Raw genomic sequence first — 19,743 nt, forward strand, 5'->3', positions numbered from 1 at the left:
TTGACTTATTCCTTAGTGGCCACAGCCACCGTCACTGTGCACGTGACCATGTGCAAGTTCTTCAGCTGTTGCTTCGCGAACAGATACAACTTCAACATCAAATGTTAGCGTTTTGCCTGCAAATGGGTGGTTAAGATCGCAATCAGCGTTGAAGCGACCTACTTTTACGATGCTCACTTGATGGCGACCTTGATTTGATTCAACAATTGCCGACATGCCAGGTTTCCACACTTTATTGTCGCCAAGACCTTGTAAATGTTTAATCGGGATACGTTGGACTAAGCCCTCTTTGTATTCTCCATAGGCATCTTCAGGGTCTAAAGTCACACTGAATTTGTCGCCTGCAGTTTTGCCCTCAAGTGCGTTTTCTAGACCTGGCAGCATGCTATCATTGCCATGTAAATAGGTAAGAGGCTCACCAGTGGTGCTTGTTTCGATTTGTTCTGCGCCTTCACTTAACGTGTAGTGAAATTCAACGGCGGTATCTTTTGCGATTTGCATAGCTATCTCATTTTCTATCTATTTTGGCGCCATTTTACGTGAGCAAAGCGCTTAGAGCTAGCGATTAGAGCGAGTTTCTGGTTTGACTAGCTGTTCTAAATCTGACAGGAATACATTCTTTGTTGGTTGTTTTGGCGTTTCATTGCCTTTTGGTAGGTGTAGAACAAGCACTTTTCCTGGCTTTAATACTTGGTTGCTCTTAAGTTTATTCCATACCAATAGATCTTTTACCGACACTTTATAATGCTTGCTAATTTTCCATAACGAGTCTCCTTCACTGATTGTGTGATGAAACTCCATTGTTAGCGGTTTGGGAAGTTGAACCTGTGCTACATATGGACTGATCTCATAATCCACAAGCAAGCTATCAAATGCTTGGGCTTGACTTACCTTTAATACTTCACCGACTCGAATCATATCATTGCCTTTGTTATTTAATAACTTAACGGCCTTAACAGTCGTATTGAATCGCTTGGCCAGTCGATATAATGTGTCGTTTTTTTGTACAACATAAGTTTGGCTAAAGTAACGATGGTAAAAGTCACTTTTATACAAAGCTTTCTCTGTCATAGGTAATAAAACAGTATGTGGTCCGTTGGGAGAGCTTTGATGGCGCAGATAGCCTGGGTTTAGTTGGTGTAACTGAGCTTTTTCAATCCCTGTTAGTGATGCTAAAATCGAAAAATCGAATTGTTGACCAATGTCCAGAGGGCTTGTTAGTGCGTAATTTGGCAGTTTAGGGCGTTTAAACTTTGGGTGTTCAGTTTGCAATAAATAGCTTAACGCAATTAATTTAGGTACATAATCAGCGGTTTCTTTTGGTAAAGAGAGATGCCAAAAGTGGGTGCTTTTACCTCGGCGCCTATTTCTTTTGATTGCACTTTTTACTCGCCCCTCACCGCTATTATATGCGGCTAATGCATGCAGCCAATTACCATTAAAACGCTTGTACAGGTAGCTCAAATAATCTAGAGCAGCGTCCGTTGACGCTAGCACATCTTTGCGCCCATCGTACCATTGATCTGTTGTAATGCCGAAGTGATATGCGGTTGAATTAACTAATTGCCAAGCACCAACAGCTTGCTGTGAAGACGTTACTTTGGGTCTAAAGTCACTCTCTACGAAGGGCAATAAAGCAAGTTCCATAGGCAGGCGTCTACGCTCGACCTCTCGTACTATATGGTATAGATAGGGTTTAGCCCGCTTTGAGACTGAAACAAGGTAATAAGGTTGAGATAAATACCAGTTGATACGCTTTTCTAGCCGCTCGTTAGGCTCAATAGCAAAGCTCAGTTGCGTACTGATACGCTGCCAAAGATCGGTTATCACTGGCTTTTTATCTTTCTTAATATCTGGTCTAATCGCCGCTTTCTTGACTGGGCTAGGTTTGCTTTCTTGTAGCGCCTTTTGAGGTATGGACAGAGCTAACGAATCGCTAATGGCAACCACATCTTGTTTATCTGTAATTTCACTCTGAGTTGACTGACAAGCGCTCAGAGTCAATGTGAAAGTGCCAATACAGCAATAGATTGTTAATTGCTTAAACAGCGGGCTTAGATTACAGCACAACATCATCAGTGTCCTGTGCTTTGGTTGCTATTCGACGCTGAGCAAGCTGGTAATAGTGTATAAGTCGTCGTTTTGTTTGCGCATCATATTCGCCGTACTTACTGGATAAGCGCTGTTTTACTTCCTTAGTTGATAGGCCTTTATTTAACGCTTCAAAAAATGTAATCGGTAGCTCAAGTGCTTGTTTCTTATATGGCTTGCCATGAGCGGGTAACAACCAACTTACTTTACTATCTGTTTTTAAGGTGTTTAGGTGTTCGAGCCAATGCGATATATGTTCGTGCCTAACCTCAGGTAACGGGTCTACACTGTTACCACCGATGAGTGCGCCATTGGCGGGGTTAAACACGAATATATCTGCCGAACTAAATGCTTCTACAGCACTTAAAATAACACTCTGGGCGCCTAGTTCTAGAGCCGTTTGTGTTTGTTTAGGTAATATTTGGGGGGTGCTAAGGCCCAAGTTTTGCCAATCATCGAGTCGTTGTTTGGCGATATCAATATGCTTTTGAATTTGTTGTTTGTCGTCGACTTGAGATAGTCGTTTGGTACTTAATGTCAGGCTTTTTCGATGTAGCGCAAGTTTGTCTTCTAAAGCTTGCTGATATAATGAAAAGTTATCGAAAACAGCTTGCCCTACATACCATTTTGCACTTGGAAAGGCCCTTTGTAACATAGCCATCCCAATCACTTGCTGGGTATCTGCAGAGGTGCTTACAAGATAACAAACGGGGATTTGTAACTTTTGCTTAGCGGTATTGATCATGTTTTCAAGTGCCACAAAATCACCATGAGCATTGATAATTGCAGCACAGTGTTTGCCTACAATAATCGCTTGATTTTCCTGAATATAGCGTGCCGATTTTGATGGTGATACTAGCCAAGTGCTAGCATCAATACTATGCCATTGATTAGCATAGGTTACACTACATAGCAGGCTGATAATGGCAGCAAAGATAAAACGCATAATCGCCCATGAGTTACAACAAAAGAGGTGATAATTTAACCGATAATGCATTTTTTGGGAAGTAACTAATTACTCCCCCAGATGGTCTTTTAGCTTTTTAATGAGGGCTTGTTGCTGATTTTGTTGGGATTCTTTGGATTGTTGAAGCGCTTGTAAATCATGACATAAATGCAATGCTGCAAGGAGTAATGCATTTTGTTCATTTCTCACTGTTGACCTTTGCTTCATATCTTCAACTCTTTGATTTAGCAAAGCAACAGCGTCGAGGAGCACTTGCTCTTGCCCCTCGGTACAGGCAAATTGATGTGTCTTACCTAACAAGGAGACCTCAACTTGGTTGCTTTTTTCAGTCATTAGCTAGCCTGAGTCGCACTTTGTAGCTTTTCTAATAAGCCTGCTAATGTGTTGCTAGTGTCTTTTTGCTTCTCTTCACTTTCAAGCACTTCAAGTTGCAAAGTTTCATTTTCATCGACTAATTTTGAGTTTAGTTCTTTAAGCTCAGAAAGCTCATTATTTAATCGCTCATTTTGGGCGATTAGTTGATTGATTAGCTGTTCGAGTTGGGGAAGTGTATCGTTATTCATAAATGCGCTCTTATCACAGTGTTTTGTCATGCAAATGTAAAACAAAGTGACTTAGGATGCTAGTAAATACACGGCTTTATACTGATTTTTATGTGACTTTGAGCGATAATAGCGCTAACACACAATTTTATTAAGAAACGGTTCAGCTAAATGGTGCCGTTTTATTAAATAGGCAAGATTATGCTTAGCTATCGACACTCGTTTCACGCAGGTAACCCAGCTGACGTCCTCAAGCACCTAGTACTGTCAAACGTACTCGGATATATGACACGTAAAGACTCTGGATTTGACTACATTGATACTCACTCAGGTGCTGGACTATTTGAGTTAAGTAGTGCAGATGCGCAAAAGACACAAGAGTATTTAGAAGGAATTGCCAAATTTTGGCACTATCAGGGCAATAACGAGGCGCTGCTAGACTATATTGATTTGATAAAATCCTTTAATACTGAGTCGTTAGCCTTTTATCCTGGCTCGCCAAAAATTGCAGAGCACTATTTGCGCCGCCAAGACAAAGGTTGGTTTTTTGAATTGCACCCTAAAGATTTACAGCTTCTCGAGCAAAATATGCAGGGTAAAAAATCGCTGCGGGTTAGAGGTGAGGATGGTTTTAAAGGTCTACTAGGTTTGGTGCCACCAGCATCGAGACGAGCGTGTGTTTTGATGGATCCCCCATATGAAATAAAAACTGACTATGAGCAAGCGGTAGTGATGATCAGCAAAGCGTATAAACGTTTTTCTTCTGGGACATACATGATTTGGTATCCGGTCGTGTCTCGCCAGCGCATTGACGCCATGGAGCAATCATTAAAAAGCGCCGGTATGAGAAATATCCAGTTGTTTGAGCTTGCGACAGAGCAAGACACAGAACAACATGGTATGACGGCATCGGGTATGATAGTTATCAATCCACCTTGGACTTTGAAAAAAACCATGGATGAAGTATTGCCAGAACTGGTGGAAATATTAGCGCAGGATTCGGGCTTTTATAGAAGCGAACAGCTAGTTGCTGAATAGGACTAAGTCCCAGAGTCGGACAATAATACAAGCCCCAGAAAAGGGGCTTCTACGGTATATTTAGAGTATTTATTTTTTAATAAATTTGTAGAGTATTTATTTTTTAACAAATTTGGTCAGTATAACAATACGTTGACCTTCAACACGGCCCTCAATGTGTTCTGGATTTGACGTCAGTCCAATATTTCGAACAGCAGTGCCACGTTTCGCGACAAGTGAGCTGCCTTTTACGTCTAAATCTTTGATTAACACAACCGTGTCGCCTGCGTTTAAGCGCGCCCCGTTACTGTCTAAATGAACCACTTCTTCTACTTGAGCTAAAGCTTGTTCGGCCCAGCTGCGAGTCTCCTCTTCTAGATAAAGCATATCAAGTGCATCTTGTGCCCAGCCGTTATCTGGCGCTAAACGCTTCAACATACGGTAGGCAACTACTTGCACAGCAGGCACTTGGCTCCACATACTGTCATTTAAACAGTGCCAGTGATTTGTTTCTAAATCACTACTTCCTTCTACTTGTGATTTACAATTTTGGCATAAGTAAACACATTTATCGGAATGGGCTTCTGCGACAGGGGGAACTTCATATACAGATAATGCGTCAGAACTTGTACATAACTCACATTTTCCAGCGCTGCGTGTTTGGAGGGTAGCCTCGATACTCATAACTTACTTCCGTCGTCAAAACCAGCATTATACTGCTCAGTTAGGCTGTGCGCCAGTAATGGGAATACTTTGCACATAGTGTTGAATGATTTTTTGAAACTGACCTTGCTGATGCAATTCGTTGATAGCTTTATTAATACGAGTGAGTAGTGCTCGATGCTTAGCTTGCATACGCATATGCATATTACCTTGCGAGTGCAAAGTATTAAAAAAAATCGGTACACCGAGTTTTTGAGACCAGTAAATAGCAGGTAAATCCCCTATAATAGCCAGTTCGATTCTGCCGCGATGTAGAGCCTGTAGTAGCTCCTTTTCAGAATTAAAATCAATACGCTTGAAGTCGGAATCATCATGATAATAGTAACCGCGCACGGTGCCTACTTCTTTACTGTTAAGTGTGATGGGCTTGTCAAATTGATGCGTTGAAACGAGGTATTCATCCACAGATAAAATAGCGTCGGAATAAACAAATCGAGTGTCTTTACGCTGTTGCTCATTTAGCCAGCTTGGGCTTATCAAATCAAAGTCTATTTTGCCTTGCTCAAGATATAGGACTGTGCGCTTGGCTGGTAATAATAGGTTTTCTCCTGTGATGCTGGCTTTAGTTAATATAGTGCTGACAATTTCAGGTAAAATACCTGGATGTTTTGGATCATGGGTATAATAGGGGTAATAGTTACCTGAACCGCTTACACTGTAAGTGAGTTGTGGGTTGGCTTTTAATGCGCCACAAATACAAATAGCGACTATGATTAATAAAGTTCTCATAAGGTTATACTAGCCTATCACTTTCAAATTAGGCAATTGTAAGTGGCAGTGACATAGACAAGTTTAATTACACAACAAAGATAAAGTTTTATTTGCTCGACCTGCGTGGTTCACGTATTCTCAAATAAGACATCGACTATTGATTTGCTAAAAAGGATCTGGATGTTAATGAGTGGCACTGTTGCTAAAGTGAAAAACACGGCAGTACAATATATAGCTCGTCAGGCTATCCTTGATAAAGAGCAAAACCTGTATGCGTATGAATTGTTGTATAGAGACTCTAACAACAATGCTTTCCCAATGGGGGTCTCTGACGGCCAAGCAACTGGCAGAATGTTTTTTAACTCTTTAATATTCGTTGGTGTTGAAAGGTTAACTGCGGGACATCGTGCGTTTATTAACTTATCAGATGAATCCTTATTACAAGAACTCCCAAACCTACTAAAACCCCACAACTTAGTCGTGGAAATTGTCGAGCGCTCGAAAAATATTCCCAAGTTGGTTCAGTCGGTCGTGACACTTAAAAAGCGAGGTTATCATTTTGCGCTGGATGACTATGATGGTGATGCTAAGTGGGGACCTCTCATAGAGCACATGGATTACATTAAGCTAGAGATAGAAGAGCCCATCATAAAAACCACGATGATGATCAAAAAGCTTAAGCGCAGTCATCCCGATGTCAGCATTATTGTAGAACGGATCGAAACTCAAGAACATTATACATATGTAAAAAATGCCGGAGCAGATTACTTTCAAGGTTTTTATTTTGCGCGCCCTGAAATGCTTAACCATGGAAATGTTGAACCATCTAAGTTTATTGTTTTTGATCTGTTACGTTGCACTGCTAAAAAAGATATTTGCTTTAAAGAAGTACAGCAAAGAGTGGCAAAAGATCTCAGTTTAACGGCTCGTGTGCTGAAACTTGCCAACGCAAAAGCGGGTGAAAATAAAATTGAGATGAAATCTATATCTCAAGCCGTTGTATATCTTGGTGAAGATGCAATACGTCAGTTTGTACGAGTATTAGCTTTAAGTGAGTTGGGAGTAGACAAACCTGCTGAATTAACAAAAATGGGTCTTATGAGAGCCAAGTTTATGGAGCTATTTTTGGCCCCTGGAGGCGATGAAATGGCTGAACAGGGTTACTTAATTGGTTTGATGTCGGTGTTAGATGCAGTACTTGAAGTGGAGTTATCTGTCATCGTTGCTGAGTTTTCACTTGATAGTACCTTAAGCAGTGCTTTGTTAAGTTATAAGGGGTTGTTAGGCGGTGCGCTGCAACTTACATTGCAAGTGGAGAAGAATGATTGGCAGGCGGCACAAATGATTCTAAAAGCCATTCGTCCAGCAACAAAAACACAGGTGCTTTATAACTTCGCGATGGAAAGTAGAGAATACGCCGACGATGTATTCTCAGTGGTAAAAACTAGCTAAATATTAGAGAAATATTAGAGAAATATTTAGTTTTTTAAGGTAGTTTTGTTCTTGCTCAAGATCGGCCGCCATGAGTGTATGTTCAGCTAGCCAACGTGGTTCGAATTCAAGCAATAATGAATCTGCATAACTCGTTAGTTTAACCTCGGGGCAGAGGCTATCTTGTCTTTTGGCATTAAGTATTACTGCAAGTCTGAACAGGCTGAGCAACTTTAAGAAGTGACTTAATTCGATTGAACTGCCTAGCTGCAATTCGGCTAATTTAATTTTTTTGCGGTAAAAACGAATTAGGTTACTCAAAAACTGTTGCTGCTCTTGGGTAAAACCTGGCAGCTGGCTATTACGAACTATGTAAGCACTATGCTTATGTAATCCAGACGAATTAATAACTAACCCAACCTCATGTAATTTAGCAGCCCAACTTAGCATTTGTAGATCTGCTTCTTGTAAGGACCAACTCGTTGCAAGTTGTTGATAAAAAAGCGCTAGAGTACGACAAATTTGCTCGCTGTGTTGCCTATCAACATTATAGTGTTCACTGAGAGTCAAAATGGTGCGAGTACGAATATCAAACTCTCGATTAGTCGATGTTTCATGCAGCAAACCATCTCTCAGTGCATGATCGCTATATTGTAATCGTTTGATACCTAATTGTTCAAACACAGCGAGAAGCACCGCGAGACCACCAGAAATGGTGCCTTTGCGTTCATCGGGCAACCCTTCCACAGTGAGTTTATGGAAATCTTCAAACTCTAAAATGAGGGCCTTTATTTTTAGTAAAATAGGGTATGTAAGTTCTGATGTGTTGAAGTGAATTTGGGCTATGCTTACCAGCGCTTTGATAGTGCCTGAAGTGCCATAACAGCTTTGCCAACCGAGCCTTTTATAACTGACGGTAATCGGCTCTAATAACTGCTCTGCTTTTATTTGTGCCCTTGCAAAACGCCTTTCAGAAAGTTTTCCGTTAGCAAAAAACTGTTTTGTGATATTTACACAGCCCATATTTCTGCTGGCTAACTGTTTATGTGTGAAATGTTCTCCTATGATCAGTTCGGTACTTCCTCCACCAATGTCAACGACGAGTCTATTTCCTTCACTGTGTTCGTAATTGGCAACGCCTTGGTAGATTAGTCTCGCTTCCTCTTGTCCTGAAATCACATTGATTTTAAATCCAAAACATTGCCTTGCTCTGGTCAGAAATTGCTTTATGTTTTTACAGTTTCGCAATGTGTAGGTTGCAACAACCTGCACATTACTGTGAGGGAAGTTCTGCAATGTTGTAGAAAATTGCTTCAAAACTGCAAGTGCTCTGTCCATCGCCTCGTTGGATAGAATCATGTCTGAATTCAGCCCTGCAGCTAAGTCTACTTGCTGCTTTTCTTTATGTAGTACTTGAAAGCTACCGTCAATTTCACGAGCGACGAGTAAGTGAAAGCTGTTTGAGCCTAAATCTACGGCGGCAATGGAAGGATATTCTGTCATAGGCTACTCTTGCTGTTTTCCCATTTCTTTAAGTGATCATAAATGGCAATTTGAGAGCGAATTTTCTTTCGATTACCACGTCTTACATAACTGTTCTTTTGCTCTGCGTCTATTATTCTTGCTTTTGTTCGGTCGCGAAACTGTAGTTCTAAAATGTCGATAATGAGTTGTTTTAGCTCTTCGTTATAGATGGGGACACCAACTTCAACCCTGTGGTCTAAATTTCGCGTCATCCAATCGGCAGATGAAATATACACTAATGGCTCGCCGTTGTTCTCGAATACCATTACACGAGGGTGTTCCAAAAAGCGGTCTACAATACTGATCACTTTAATATTTTCACTGAAGCGAGGTAAGCCAGCAACGAGTGCACACATGCCACGAACAATGATGCGAACTTTAACCCCGTAGCGGGCAGCAAAATAGAGCTTGTCTACCAATTGCTTGTCTACTAAATTGTTTATTTTTATGGTTATTTTTGCATTCTTCCCTTGCTCTGCATGTTTTACTTCCTGGTCGATTAGATCCAATATGCGGTCTCTTGCATTTACAGGTGAAATCAAGAGGTGTTCAAAATGAAATGGCCGATAGCTACTTTCAATAAAGCGGAATACATTGTCACATTCTTCACAAATATCACAGTGACGAGTAAATAGGCTAAAATCGGTATAAATTTTCGCGGTTTTTTCGTGAAAATTACCAGTGCCTATATGGGCATACTTTACTATTTTGCCTTTTTCTTTACGATGAATGACACACAGTTTGCTGTGCACTTTTAAAGCTGGGATCCCCACCATCACTTTAATACCTGACTCGCTTAACCGTTTTGCCCATTCAATGTTATTTTGTTCATCAAATCTCGCTTTAAGCTCCACCATTACGGTGACGTGTTTGCCATTTTTTGCTGCACTGATTAATGACGCGATCAGTCGTGAATGGCGTGCTACACGATAAATGTTAACTTTGATTTGTGTTACATTGGGATCAAACGCCGCTTGGCGAACGTATTCGAGCATATGGTTAAATGTATGATAAGGATAATAAAGTAAAATATCCTGCTCAGAGATGGCATTGAATACGCAGGCATCCTTTTTGAACGCTTGGCTTTGTAAAGGAGGCAGGGGTTTATTCTCTAGGTGGCGTCGGCCAACGTTTGGAAAAGCGATGAAATCTCTAAAGTTGCGATAGCGACCACCGGGGATCAATGCATCTTGATCGGTTACACCCAAACGCTTCTTCATAACCTTCAGCATCTCTTCGGGCATTGATTCATCATAGACTAGCCTTACAGGCTCAGCGTACAGACGTTGCTTTAAACCTTTAGACATCTTATCTAGCAAGCCTTCCTCAATCTCATCATCGAGGTTGTACTGTGCATCTCTCGTTAATTTAATGGAATAGCCTTCGATATTGTCAAAGTTAAAAAAGCTCTTAAATACATCTGCCAAGAAAAACTGCACGATATCATCGAGCATGACAATGTGTTTTTGGCGACGAGAGCGTTCAGGAGGCAATTGTACAAATCGAGCAAGTCTATCCGTTGGAATTTCTAGTAAGGCATAGTGTTGCTTTTCACCATTCATGTGTACAAAGAAATAGGTCATGGTGTCATTCATATTATCTGAGTAGTCTTTATTTTCACTCAGTAACATAGGTGCCATATTAGGCAATACTTGGTCTTCAAAGTAATGCTTTAACCATGATTGGTGAAACTCAGACAGAGTTTGTGGTTGACTGATATGAATATTGTATTTCGTTAAGTCTGTCAAAATTTGCTGATAAATATAATTGAACTTTTTACCAAGCTGGAGGACTTTTTGATTGATTTGACTCAGCAGTGCCTCATCTTCATCAAAATTAGTATTTGGCAAGTTATTTAACAAGATACGACGTTTAACATCGGCAACCCTGACTTGGAAGAACTCATCTAAGTTATTGGAGAATATGCCTAAAAATCGGATACGTTCAATAATTGGATTGCTATCGTCCTTAGCTTCTTGAAGTACACGTTCGTTAAAAGACAGCCAGCTTAGTTCTTTGGCAAAATAGCTAACCGTTTTTGGCTGAGAAGGCAGTGCTTGCATTTTGATGTCCACGAGAAATACGCTGCGTCAAATATAGGTCCAGTTTGTGACGTAGGTATGACAAGTGTCTTGTAAAGTGACAACTTGTCATACGTGTGTATTCGTGGCAAGGAGGTTGAATATCGGCCTGTTGTTGAGTGGGGATTATTCTGTTTCAATATCAACAATTAGATCGCTGGTAATAGATTCTAATGCATCAATTACATTATCTTTATTCATACCAATTGGTAGCGTAACAGTCGCAAACGCACTGAAAATAGGCACCCCCCAATTAGGCGCACTTTGTTGGCGAGAGTTTAGATGAGTGATATTGGCGCCCTTATGACGTATCACACTTGCAAGTTCTTGCACTATTCCAGGTCTATCGTTACCCGTGATAACGAGGTTAATGGTTTCTGGCGTATGCTCCTCAGCTAGCATATCTCCCGTTTCCATTCTTACATCTAGACCTGGGAGTGCGCAAAGTCCATCTTGAAGTTGTTGTAAATGCTCTTCGGCAACTTCTACTTGGATTATTCCGGCAAACTGTCCAGCCAGATGGCTAAGATTACTGGTAAGCCAGTTTCCATGATGTGCGAGTACCGCTGAAGATATTTCTTCTACCAGACCTGGTCGGTCCTTTCCTATTATTGTTAAAACTAACTGCTTCATAATGCGTGTCTCTTAATTATTTTTGCTATAAAAAAACATAGCGGTGGAAAAAAACGGTTTAAGCAAATGAGGGTATAATCCTTATACATAGCCTACAAAGGTAGATACCGCGCTCTAAGATTAGTTCACCAAATTTTGATGTCCAATAGAATCGAGTGTTAGTTTGTAAAGAAATGAAAACAATTTGTACCAAATAAAAAAAGGTAATAACAGTGTCATAAATTGGACTCAATATAATAATACTTTATGGATTGCGTTGTAACATAACTGTCATCTTGATGAAATATAATGCCCGCCAACTTTAGAATGAAAGGGTGTTTTGATGTCTTCAAATCCGCAGCAACCGTCTTTTAAAACGGATAGAAGCCGTCTATTCAAAGACCGGTTTGCACAGTTTGGTATATCTGCTGGTGGGGTTATGGTGTTGATCGCATTGTTGTTGATCTTCTTCTACCTGCTCTATGTTGTTCAGCCTATATTCGAATCAGCCAAAGTTGAAAAACGCGTTGATGTTACATTGAGTAATGCACAGCAATATGTTGGCGTTGGTGTTGAAGAACAAACTGAGATAGCTTACCTTCTGAGTCGCACAGGGCATGTGGACTTTTACCAAGTAAAAGGAAAGCAAGCAGGTGGATTGATTGAACGTCTGTCAGTCAACCTAGATGGACAAGTAACCAGTGTTGCGAAAAGTGCACCATTTTTAGGTCAATATGCTTACGGTCTAGATAATGGACAAGTAACCTTAGTCAAACCCTCTTTCCTAGTCACCTTTCCTGGTAACGAGCGCGTAATTTCTCCTCGTTTAAGCTATCCCCTTGATGGCAAACAGCTGCTTGTTGATGAGCAGGGTAAGGCGATTAAACGATTTGCGTTTAGTCACTACGAAGATAAAACCGCGGTCGTAGCACTTACAGCAGATAAGCGCGTTATTTTTGCATCGTTTGTAGCTGAAGAGAATATGTTTAGCGGTGAAGTTGAGTGGGTTGTTGAACGTACTGAGTTAGAGATAGATGGTCGTATAGATGAGCTGCTAATGAGTCCTGATACGACTCGCACTTTTGTTCGTTCAGCGAACCAAATTTATATTTTTGATACCCGTTATCCTAGTGAAGTTGAGCAACTACAAATACTTGCCGCTAATGAAGAGAATGCTAATTTAGTGGGGACTACGCTATTAGCGGGTGCTAACTCACTGATGTTGGCGAACGATAATGGCGAAGTATCTCAATGGTTTGAAGTAAACTCAGACTCTGGCCGTCACTTTCAAAAGATCAGATCATTCGAAACGCCTAAAAACAGCAATGTAGATATTTATAGCGAATATTACCGACGCACTTTTTTTACCACTAATAGTAGCGGTGATTTGGGAATTTACTACACCACCAGCCAAGCCCATTTGTGGCAAGGTAAAGTAAGTGAAGGCGCAATTGAGTCGTTTGCTGTTTCACCTCGATCAAATGCTGTATTGGTAGTGGCAGATAACAAACTCTCAGTATTTGATGTTCATAATGAACACCCTGAAGTGACTTGGTCTGCGTTATGGCAAGAGGTTTGGTATGAAGGTTATCCTGAGCCCGCATACACTTGGCAGTCTACGTCAGCTTCAGATGATTTTGAATCTAAGTTTTCACTCGTACCAATTTCATTCGGCACAATTAAAGCGGCCATGTATGCGATGCTATTTGCTGTACCAATCGCATTGTCTGCTGCTGTATATACCGCTTACTTTATGTCGAGTGAGTTACGCCGTGTGGTCAAGCCAACAGTAGAAATAATGGAAGCTTTGCCAACCGTTATTCTAGGGTTCTTAGCGGGTCTTTGGTTAGCCCCATTGATTGAAACGCATTTACCTGCAATTGTCGCCTTGCTAGTACTATTGCCTTTGGCCGTGATAGCAACTGCGTTTTTCTGGACCAAACTACCTGAGAATATCCGCCACAAAGTGCCAGATGGTTGGCATTCGATGTTGCTTATTCCGGTTGTACTTTTTGTTGGCTGGTTATCTTTTACGATAAGTGGTGGTGTGGAAGAGTGGATGTTCGGAGGCAATGTTCGTCAATATCTCACCAATGAACTGGGTCTGACATTTGACCAACGTAACTCACTGGTCGTTGGTATTGCAATGGGGTTTGCGGTAATCCCAACGATCTTCTCTATCGCTGAAGATGCCGTATTCAGTGTGCCAAAACACCTATCCAATGGGTCTTTGGCTTTGGGGGCAACGCAATGGCAAACATTGGTAAGAGTTGTGTTGCTAACAGCAAGCCCGGGTATTTTCTCTGCGGTAATGATGGGCTTGGGCCGAGCAGTAGGTGAAACAATGATCGTACTGATGGCAACGGGTAATACGCCAATTATGGATTGGAGTATTTTCCAGGGTATGCGCACATTAGCCGCTAACATCGCGGTAGAAATGCCAGAGTCTGAAGTAGGTAGTTCTCATTATCGAATCCTCTTCTTGGCTGCATTTGTGTTATTTATTTTCACCTTTGTATTTAACACGGTGGCTGAATTTGTTCGTCAGCAGCTACGTGAAAAATACAGTTCAATGTAATTATTGGAGTTCATGACATGGTAAGACAGTGGTTTAAGTCAGGGTCTCCTTGGATCTGGATGACAGGTGGTGCCGTTAGTATTAGTTTAATCTCGGTACTAGGTCTATTAGCGATGATAGCTTGGAAAGGATTATCTTTTTTCTGGCCTTCACAAGTTGTGGAACTGCACCTTCAAGGCTCGGTAAATGAGCAGATTGTGATTGGTGAAATCTATGACAGAGAGCAAGTGCCTAAATCTCGTTTAGAGGCTGCAGGATTTGATTTATCGGCATATGATGAAGAGTTTATTGAGCGATTATTGGTAAAAACTGGTAACCGTGAGTATGTGGAACTTGATTTTCGCTGGGTACTTTCAACGGATATCAAAAAGCAATCAACACCTGCAAGCTTAGCTGTTTTTGAACGAAGTAAAAATGGCAACTTCTATGGTTATGTAGAGCAGGTTATTGAAGATGGTAATGTTGTTACTCACAATGCAACTGAGCGCCTATATGAATTAGTTGAGCGTGCGGTTGACTTAAACGAAGAAGCCTTAGATTTACAAAATGGTGATATAGGTCATATTAACTATGAGCTTGAGCGTTTACGTCTGCAAGAAAAAGGCTATGTACTGGATAATGCGTTAACTGACGAGCGAGTTGCTGAGTTGCAGTCAAAGCGTGTGCAGTTACGTGAAGATTATAAGGTCCTTGAAAAGCGCTTATTTGAGTTACGTAAAAAAGCTAAACGTGACCAAGTTGTGGTCCGTGACATGCGTGGTGAGTTAGTTACGTTGCCAATCTACCAAGTGTTGGACGTTTGGTTCCCTAATGATATGGGATATTTTGCTAAAGTCGGTCATTATTTTACACAAATTGGTAAGTTCATCAGTGATGACCCTCGTGAAGCTAATACCGAAGGTGGGGTATTTCCTGCGATATTTGGTACTGTTTTCATGGTTATGCTGATGGCTGTGATAGTGACGCCTTTTGGCGTTGTTGCAGCAATTTACTTACATGAGTACGCTGCGAAGAATGCAGTAACAAAAATGATCCGTATCGCGGTAATCAACTTAGCAGGTGTTCCTTCAATTGTGTATGGTGTATTTGGTTTAGGTTTCTTTGTTTATATGTTAGGCGGCTCAATTGATGAATTATTCTATCGTGAAGCTGCGCCTAGCCCCGTTTTTGGAACCCCTGGTGTTATCTGGTCTGCGTTGACGCTGGCCATTTTGACTCTACCGGTTGTTATCGTTTCGACTGAAGAAGGTTTATCTCGTATTCCTAGCTCAGTACGACATGGCTCGCTTGCATTAGGTGCAACACAAGCTGAAACGCTATGGAGAATTATTGTGCCAATGGCAAGTCCAGCCATCATGACAGGACTTATTTTAGCTGTAGCACGTGCGGCGGGTGAGGTTGCTCCACTGATGTTAGTAGGTGTAGTAAAAATGGCACCAACGCTGCCACTCGATGGAAACTTTCCTTATATCCACCTCGACCGCAAATTTATGCACTTAGGCTTCCACATATACGATGTCGGTTTTCAAAGCCCGAATGTAGAAGCTGCAAGGCCTTTGGTATATGCAACCGCATTCTTGTTAGTGACCGTGATCATCGCGTTAAATATTACAGCCATTGGTATTCGTAACCATTTACGTGAAAAATTCAGATCACTAGAACATTAATAGTAAAGATTTTAAGTAGGTAGAAAGTAATGATTACAATAGCTCCAGAAGTTAATCAGGCCAACGGCCAAAAAAAGCTAGATCTTGCAAACTTGACTCCAGAGCAAACGTCTCTGCAGATCAAAGACCTAGATCTTTACTATGCGGATAAACAGGCTCTGAGCAACGTAAATATGTTAATCCCTAAAGGGCAGGTAACAGCATTTATCGGCCCATCAGGGTGTGGTAAATCGACCTTGTTACGCTGTATCAATCGTATGAACGACTTGGTTGATACTTGCCGCATAGAGGGTGAGATCATTCTGCACGGTCAGAATATTTATGATAAGCGTGTTGATGTTGCTGCATTGCGCCGTAGTGTCGGTATGGTGTTTCAGCGCCCAAATCCTTTTCCAAAATCGATATACGAAAATGTGGTTTATGGTTTACGCTTACAAGGGATAAAAGATAAACGTAAGTTGGATGAGGTAGTTGAAAAGTCGTTACGTGGTGCAGCGTTATGGGATGAAGTAAAAGATAGACTTCATGACAGTGCATTTGGTCTCTCAGGTGGTCAGCAGCAACGTTTGGTTATTGCTCGTTCCATTGCGATTGAACCTGAAGTATTGCTATTGGATGAGCCAACCTCGGCACTTGATCCAATCTCTACATTAGTTATTGAAGAGCTTATTAACGATTTAAAGAATAAGTACACAGTTGTTATTGTGACACACAATATGCAGCAGGCTGCTCGTGTTTCAGATCAGACCGCGTTCATGTACATGGGTGAACTTATCGAATATGCGGATACTAACACGCTATTTACTACCCCATCAAAAAAGAAAACAGAAGACTATATAACCGGTCGTTACGGTTAAGTGGCTGATTGAAGGGGATTTAATATGGAACATAATTTAAATAAACACATTTCAGGTCGCTTCAATGAAGAACTTGAGAATGTTCGCAACCATGTGTTGAGCATGGGGGGACTCGTTGAGCAACAGCTTAATTTGGCATTAGATGCTGTTAATGAAGGTGATGCAGAAAAAGCACGTAAAGTGAGTGAAAATGATTACCAGGTTAACGCCATGGAAGTTAACATTGACGAAGAGTGTACACGCATTATTGCCAAACGACAGCCTGCCGCGAGTGATCTGCGCTTGGTTGTTGCAATAGCTAAAACAATTGCTGACTTAGAACGTATTGGTGATGAAGCCGAGCGAATTGCACGTGTCGCTCTAGATTCGTTCACCAAAGATCAACAAGATTTGCTCGTAAACATTGAAAACATGGGTCGGCAAGTATCTAAAATGTTACATGACGTGCTAGACGCATTTGCGCGAATGGACGCCCAACGTGCTTTTGAAGTGCATAAAGAAGACGCTAAAGTGGATAGAGAGTACGAAGCGTTAACACGTCAAATTATGACTTACATGATGGAAGACCCACGTTCAATTCCAAAAATTATGGACTTGATCTGGTCTGTTCGTTCTCTAGAGCGGATTGGAGACCGTTGTCAGAATATTGCAGAATATGTGATTTATTTTGTTAATGGCAAAGATATTCGTCATACATCTCAAGAAGATATAGAAAAGTCTTTATAGCTTATGTCAGATAAGTTGACCTTGACTAAAGAGGTTAAGGTCAACTTAATTTATCTTATTGATAAAAAGCGTTCACAAAGCTGTTCAATGCTGTAAAATTACCCCCGCTTAGCATATAAATATGATTTAAGGGTCAGTTATGCCGACTAATGCGTTTTTAGGAGTTTTTGCAAAATCTCCTATTAAGCCTGTAGAAGAACACATTAAAATCGTTCACAAAGCCAGTAAGGCCTTAATTCCGTTTTTTAATCACGTCTTCAAAGGAGAATGGACCGAAGCCGAAGCGCTACGTGTTCAGATCCGAAATTTAGAGCGCGATGCAGATAAATTGAAACGAGAAGTTCGTTTACAATTGCCTCGTGGCTTATTCATGCCAGTAGAACGAACCGATCTACTAGAACTAATTACTCATCAAGATAAAATCGCTAATAAAGCTAAGGATATCGCTGGTCGCGTTGTAGGCCGTGAAATGGCGATCCCAGAATCTATTCAAGAGGACTTCTTGGTCTATCTAAAACGCTGCGTTGACGCAACAAAGCAAGCTTCTAAAGCAATCAATGAACTTGATGAGCTGTTAGAAACTGGCTTTCGTGGTCGCGAAGTAACTTTGGTAGAGAACATGTTGGTCGAATTGGATGCGATCGAGCAAGATACGGATGACATGCAAATCAAAATCCGCCAAGAATTACGTGCTGTTGAAGCTGAACTAAACCCGGTTGATGTGATGTTTCTATACAAAATCATCGAATGGGTTGGTGAACTTGCAGATATCGCAGAGCGTGTAGGCTCTCGACTAGAGCTTATGCTCGCACGTTAATTTAAAAAATTAAGAAGTTTAAAGTAAGGTTTTACAATGGATATCATTGCATCCTACGGCACAATGCTGGTGCTTATTGCAGCGGCAGTTGGTTTTTTTATGGCTTATGGTATTGGCGCAAATGACGTTGCTAATGCGATGGGCACGTCGGTTGGCTCAAAAGCGCTAACCATTAAACAAGCAATTTTAATTGCTATGATCTTTGAATTTGCAGGTGCTTATCTTGCAGGTGGTGAGGTAACGTCGACAATTCGTAAAGGTATTATCGATGCAACGCCATTTATGGACATTCCAGAATTAATGGTATTGGGTATGATTTCCGCGTTGTTCGCAGCTGGTGCTTGGTTATTGCTCGCATCGTTGCTGGGTTGGCCGGTTTCAACAACGCACTCAATTATCGGTGCAATTATTGGATTTGCGTTAGTAGCAGTAGGCAGCGAAGCCATTCAATGGGGCAAGGTTGCTGGGATTGTAGGCAGTTGGATAGTAACTCCCGCGATTTCGGGCTTTATCGCTTACCTAATCTTTATGAGTGCCCAGAAGCTGATTTTTGATACCTCAGCACCGTTACAAAATGCTAAGCGTTATGTACCTGTTTATATGGCTTTAGCTGGTTTTGTTATGGCGCTTGTAACTATCAAAAAAGGGTTGAAGCACATTGGTATAAACCTAGGGACTTTTGAAGGTTATGCATTAGCAATTGGTATTGCGGTCATCGTTGGTGTGATTGGCAAAATAGCCATTGAGCGCCTTAAGATGGACCCTAAAGCCGATAAGCAAATGCAATTTAATAACGTTGAAAAAGTATTTGCTGTATTAATGGTTTTAACTGCGTGTTGTATGGCATTTGCTCATGGCTCCAACGATGTTGCTAATGCCATAGGTCCTTTAGCGGCAGTAGTGAACATTGTTGAAAATGACGGTATGATAGCTAAAAAGGCCACGCTTGCTTGGTGGATTTTACCTCTTGGTGGGTTAGGTATTGTTGCAGGTCTTGCTATTTTAGGTAAGAAAGTAATCAAAACCATCGGTGAAGGTATCACCCACTTAACACCAAGTCGCGGTTTTGCTGCCGAGCTTGCAGCAGCATCAACGGTTGTTATCGCATCAGGCACGGGTTTACCAATCTCAACAACACAGACACTGGTCGGTGCTGTATTAGGGGTGGGTATGGCACGTGGTATTGCTGCATTAAATATGGGTGTAATTCGAAACATTGTAGTTTCTTGGGTGATTACATTGCCAGTCGGCGCAGCTCTTGCTATTGTTATATTCTACATTCTAAGAACGGCGTTCGGCGTTTAACTTAGAGAGACAGACTTTTAGCTTGAAAAGATCTCAGTATGTAAGTACTGGGGTCTTTTTATTTTTGGCGCTGTTCAATAAGGTTTTCCTGCCA

The 19,743-nt window shown here is 41.2% G+C and carries 18 protein-coding genes; 8 read left to right on the plus strand and 10 right to left on the minus strand.

The window, feature by feature from the left end; translation table 11 throughout:
* Positions 1-12: 12 nt before the first annotated feature.
* The 5 genes from HG263_RS19615 to HG263_RS19635 form a co-directional block, all read right to left on the minus strand.
* Positions 13-501 (minus strand): FKBP-type peptidyl-prolyl cis-trans isomerase, encoded by a 489-nt coding sequence (locus tag HG263_RS19615; protein ID WP_171627771.1) that lies wholly within the window; start codon positions 499-501, stop codon positions 13-15.
* Between the two features lie 57 nt (positions 502-558).
* Positions 559-2,076, minus strand: coding sequence for a LysM peptidoglycan-binding domain-containing protein (locus HG263_RS19620; RefSeq protein ID WP_246240039.1), 1,518 nt, complete (start codon positions 2,074-2,076; stop codon positions 559-561).
* Entirely contained in the window at positions 2,060-3,037 is a 978-nt protein-coding gene (locus tag HG263_RS19625; protein WP_171627772.1) for a hypothetical protein, read from the minus strand. Before HG263_RS19625 ends, HG263_RS19620 begins: the two co-directional genes overlap by 17 nt.
* A gap of 69 nt (positions 3,038-3,106) precedes the next feature.
* Positions 3,107-3,391 (minus strand): cell division protein ZapA, encoded by a 285-nt coding sequence (locus HG263_RS19630; RefSeq protein WP_171627773.1) that lies wholly within the window; start codon positions 3,389-3,391, stop codon positions 3,107-3,109.
* Positions 3,391-3,621: a cell division protein ZapB gene (locus HG263_RS19635; RefSeq protein ID WP_171627774.1), complete on the minus strand. Its 231-nt coding sequence runs from the start codon at positions 3,619-3,621 to the stop codon at positions 3,391-3,393. Before HG263_RS19635 ends, HG263_RS19630 begins: the two co-directional genes overlap by 1 nt.
* Positions 3,622-3,801: 180 nt before the next feature.
* Between HG263_RS19635 and HG263_RS19640 the strand changes: the two genes are divergently transcribed.
* Positions 3,802-4,638, plus strand: coding sequence for a 23S rRNA (adenine(2030)-N(6))-methyltransferase RlmJ (locus tag HG263_RS19640; RefSeq protein ID WP_171627775.1), 837 nt, complete (start codon positions 3,802-3,804; stop codon positions 4,636-4,638).
* Between the two features lie 96 nt (positions 4,639-4,734).
* Here the strand turns inward: HG263_RS19640 and HG263_RS19645 are convergent, their stop codons facing one another.
* Both HG263_RS19645 and HG263_RS19650 read right to left on the minus strand, forming a co-directional pair.
* Positions 4,735-5,301 (minus strand): PhnA domain-containing protein, encoded by a 567-nt coding sequence (locus HG263_RS19645; RefSeq protein ID WP_171627776.1) that lies wholly within the window; start codon positions 5,299-5,301, stop codon positions 4,735-4,737.
* Between the two features lie 36 nt (positions 5,302-5,337).
* Positions 5,338-6,069 (minus strand): substrate-binding periplasmic protein, encoded by a 732-nt coding sequence (locus tag HG263_RS19650; RefSeq protein WP_171627777.1) that lies wholly within the window; start codon positions 6,067-6,069, stop codon positions 5,338-5,340.
* A gap of 162 nt (positions 6,070-6,231) precedes the next feature.
* On the opposite strand from HG263_RS19650, the gene HG263_RS19655 reads away from it, so the two are divergent.
* Positions 6,232-7,503 carry an EAL and HDOD domain-containing protein gene (locus HG263_RS19655; RefSeq protein WP_171627778.1) on the plus strand — a complete coding sequence of 424 codons (1,272 nt, stop codon included), beginning with the start codon at positions 6,232-6,234 and terminating at the stop codon, positions 7,501-7,503.
* A gap of 3 nt (positions 7,504-7,506) precedes the next feature.
* On the opposite strand, the gene HG263_RS19660 is transcribed toward HG263_RS19655, so the two are convergent.
* From HG263_RS19660 to HG263_RS19670, 3 genes are all read right to left on the minus strand, one after another.
* A complete protein-coding gene (locus tag HG263_RS19660) occupies positions 7,507-8,985 on the minus strand; it encodes a Ppx/GppA phosphatase family protein (RefSeq protein WP_171627779.1) in 1,479 nt (492 codons plus the stop codon).
* The gene (gene ppk1, locus HG263_RS19665; protein WP_171627780.1) at positions 8,982-11,069 is read right to left on the minus strand and encodes a polyphosphate kinase 1; all 2,088 of its coding nucleotides are present in this window, start codon (positions 11,067-11,069) and stop codon (positions 8,982-8,984) included. Before ppk1 ends, HG263_RS19660 begins: the two co-directional genes overlap by 4 nt.
* A 144-nt stretch (positions 11,070-11,213) precedes the next feature.
* Positions 11,214-11,720, minus strand: coding sequence for a glycine cleavage system transcriptional repressor (locus tag HG263_RS19670; RefSeq protein ID WP_171627781.1), 507 nt, complete (start codon positions 11,718-11,720; stop codon positions 11,214-11,216).
* A gap of 322 nt (positions 11,721-12,042) precedes the next feature.
* On the opposite strand from HG263_RS19670, the gene HG263_RS19675 reads away from it, so the two are divergent.
* The 6 genes from HG263_RS19675 (at position 12,043) to HG263_RS19700 (ending at position 19,649) form a co-directional block, all read left to right on the plus strand.
* Entirely contained in the window at positions 12,043-14,277 is a 2,235-nt protein-coding gene (locus HG263_RS19675) for an ABC transporter permease subunit (protein ID WP_171627782.1), read from the plus strand.
* A gap of 17 nt (positions 14,278-14,294) precedes the next feature.
* On the plus strand, positions 14,295-15,944 hold the full coding sequence (gene pstA / locus HG263_RS19680; RefSeq protein WP_171627783.1) for a phosphate ABC transporter permease PstA: 1,650 nt from the start codon (positions 14,295-14,297) through the stop codon (positions 15,942-15,944).
* Positions 15,945-15,973: 29 nt separating this feature from the next.
* Positions 15,974-16,801 (plus strand): phosphate ABC transporter ATP-binding protein PstB, encoded by an 828-nt coding sequence (pstB, locus tag HG263_RS19685; protein WP_171627784.1) that lies wholly within the window; start codon positions 15,974-15,976, stop codon positions 16,799-16,801.
* Positions 16,802-16,825: 24 nt separating this feature from the next.
* Complete coding sequence (gene phoU / locus HG263_RS19690) at positions 16,826-17,527, plus strand: phosphate signaling complex protein PhoU (protein ID WP_171627785.1); 702 nt, start codon at positions 16,826-16,828, stop codon at positions 17,525-17,527.
* Positions 17,528-17,666: 139 nt separating this feature from the next.
* The gene (locus tag HG263_RS19695; protein WP_171627786.1) at positions 17,667-18,344 is read left to right on the plus strand and encodes a TIGR00153 family protein; all 678 of its coding nucleotides are present in this window, start codon (positions 17,667-17,669) and stop codon (positions 18,342-18,344) included.
* A gap of 36 nt (positions 18,345-18,380) precedes the next feature.
* The gene (locus HG263_RS19700) at positions 18,381-19,649 is read left to right on the plus strand and encodes an inorganic phosphate transporter (protein ID WP_171627787.1); all 1,269 of its coding nucleotides are present in this window, start codon (positions 18,381-18,383) and stop codon (positions 19,647-19,649) included.
* The last annotated feature ends 94 nt before the right edge of the window (positions 19,650-19,743 follow it).

The organism is Pseudoalteromonas caenipelagi, from assembly GCF_013140855.1.
Lineage (GTDB): Bacteria > Pseudomonadota > Gammaproteobacteria > Enterobacterales > Alteromonadaceae > Pseudoalteromonas > Pseudoalteromonas caenipelagi.

What these genes read in the sequence shown, in the direction of transcription:
- HG263_RS19615 (WP_171627771.1), bottom strand. Translation starts at nt 501, where the DNA reads ATGCAAATCGCAAAAGATACCGCCGTTGAATTTCACTACACGTTAAGT.
- HG263_RS19620 (WP_246240039.1), bottom strand. Translation starts at nt 2,076, where the DNA reads ATGATGTTGTGCTGTAATCTAAGCCCGCTGTTTAAGCAATTAACAATC.
- HG263_RS19625 (WP_171627772.1), bottom strand. Translation starts at nt 3,037, where the DNA reads ATGCGTTTTATCTTTGCTGCCATTATCAGCCTGCTATGTAGTGTAACC.
- HG263_RS19630 (WP_171627773.1), bottom strand. Translation starts at nt 3,391, where the DNA reads ATGACTGAAAAAAGCAACCAAGTTGAGGTCTCCTTGTTAGGTAAGACA.
- HG263_RS19635 (WP_171627774.1), bottom strand. Translation starts at nt 3,621, where the DNA reads ATGAATAACGATACACTTCCCCAACTCGAACAGCTAATCAATCAACTA.
- HG263_RS19640 (WP_171627775.1), top strand. Translation starts at nt 3,802, where the DNA reads ATGCTTAGCTATCGACACTCGTTTCACGCAGGTAACCCAGCTGACGTC.
- HG263_RS19645 (WP_171627776.1), bottom strand. Translation starts at nt 5,301, where the DNA reads ATGAGTATCGAGGCTACCCTCCAAACACGCAGCGCTGGAAAATGTGAG.
- HG263_RS19650 (WP_171627777.1), bottom strand. Translation starts at nt 6,069, where the DNA reads ATGAGAACTTTATTAATCATAGTCGCTATTTGTATTTGTGGCGCATTA.
- HG263_RS19655 (WP_171627778.1), top strand. Translation starts at nt 6,232, where the DNA reads ATGTTAATGAGTGGCACTGTTGCTAAAGTGAAAAACACGGCAGTACAA.
- HG263_RS19660 (WP_171627779.1), bottom strand. Translation starts at nt 8,985, where the DNA reads ATGACAGAATATCCTTCCATTGCCGCCGTAGATTTAGGCTCAAACAGC.
- ppk1 (WP_171627780.1), bottom strand. Translation starts at nt 11,069, where the DNA reads ATGCAAGCACTGCCTTCTCAGCCAAAAACGGTTAGCTATTTTGCCAAA.
- HG263_RS19670 (WP_171627781.1), bottom strand. Translation starts at nt 11,720, where the DNA reads ATGAAGCAGTTAGTTTTAACAATAATAGGAAAGGACCGACCAGGTCTG.
- HG263_RS19675 (WP_171627782.1), top strand. Translation starts at nt 12,043, where the DNA reads ATGTCTTCAAATCCGCAGCAACCGTCTTTTAAAACGGATAGAAGCCGT.
- pstA (WP_171627783.1), top strand. Translation starts at nt 14,295, where the DNA reads ATGGTAAGACAGTGGTTTAAGTCAGGGTCTCCTTGGATCTGGATGACA.
- pstB (WP_171627784.1), top strand. Translation starts at nt 15,974, where the DNA reads ATGATTACAATAGCTCCAGAAGTTAATCAGGCCAACGGCCAAAAAAAG.
- phoU (WP_171627785.1), top strand. Translation starts at nt 16,826, where the DNA reads ATGGAACATAATTTAAATAAACACATTTCAGGTCGCTTCAATGAAGAA.
- HG263_RS19695 (WP_171627786.1), top strand. Translation starts at nt 17,667, where the DNA reads ATGCCGACTAATGCGTTTTTAGGAGTTTTTGCAAAATCTCCTATTAAG.
- HG263_RS19700 (WP_171627787.1), top strand. Translation starts at nt 18,381, where the DNA reads ATGGATATCATTGCATCCTACGGCACAATGCTGGTGCTTATTGCAGCG.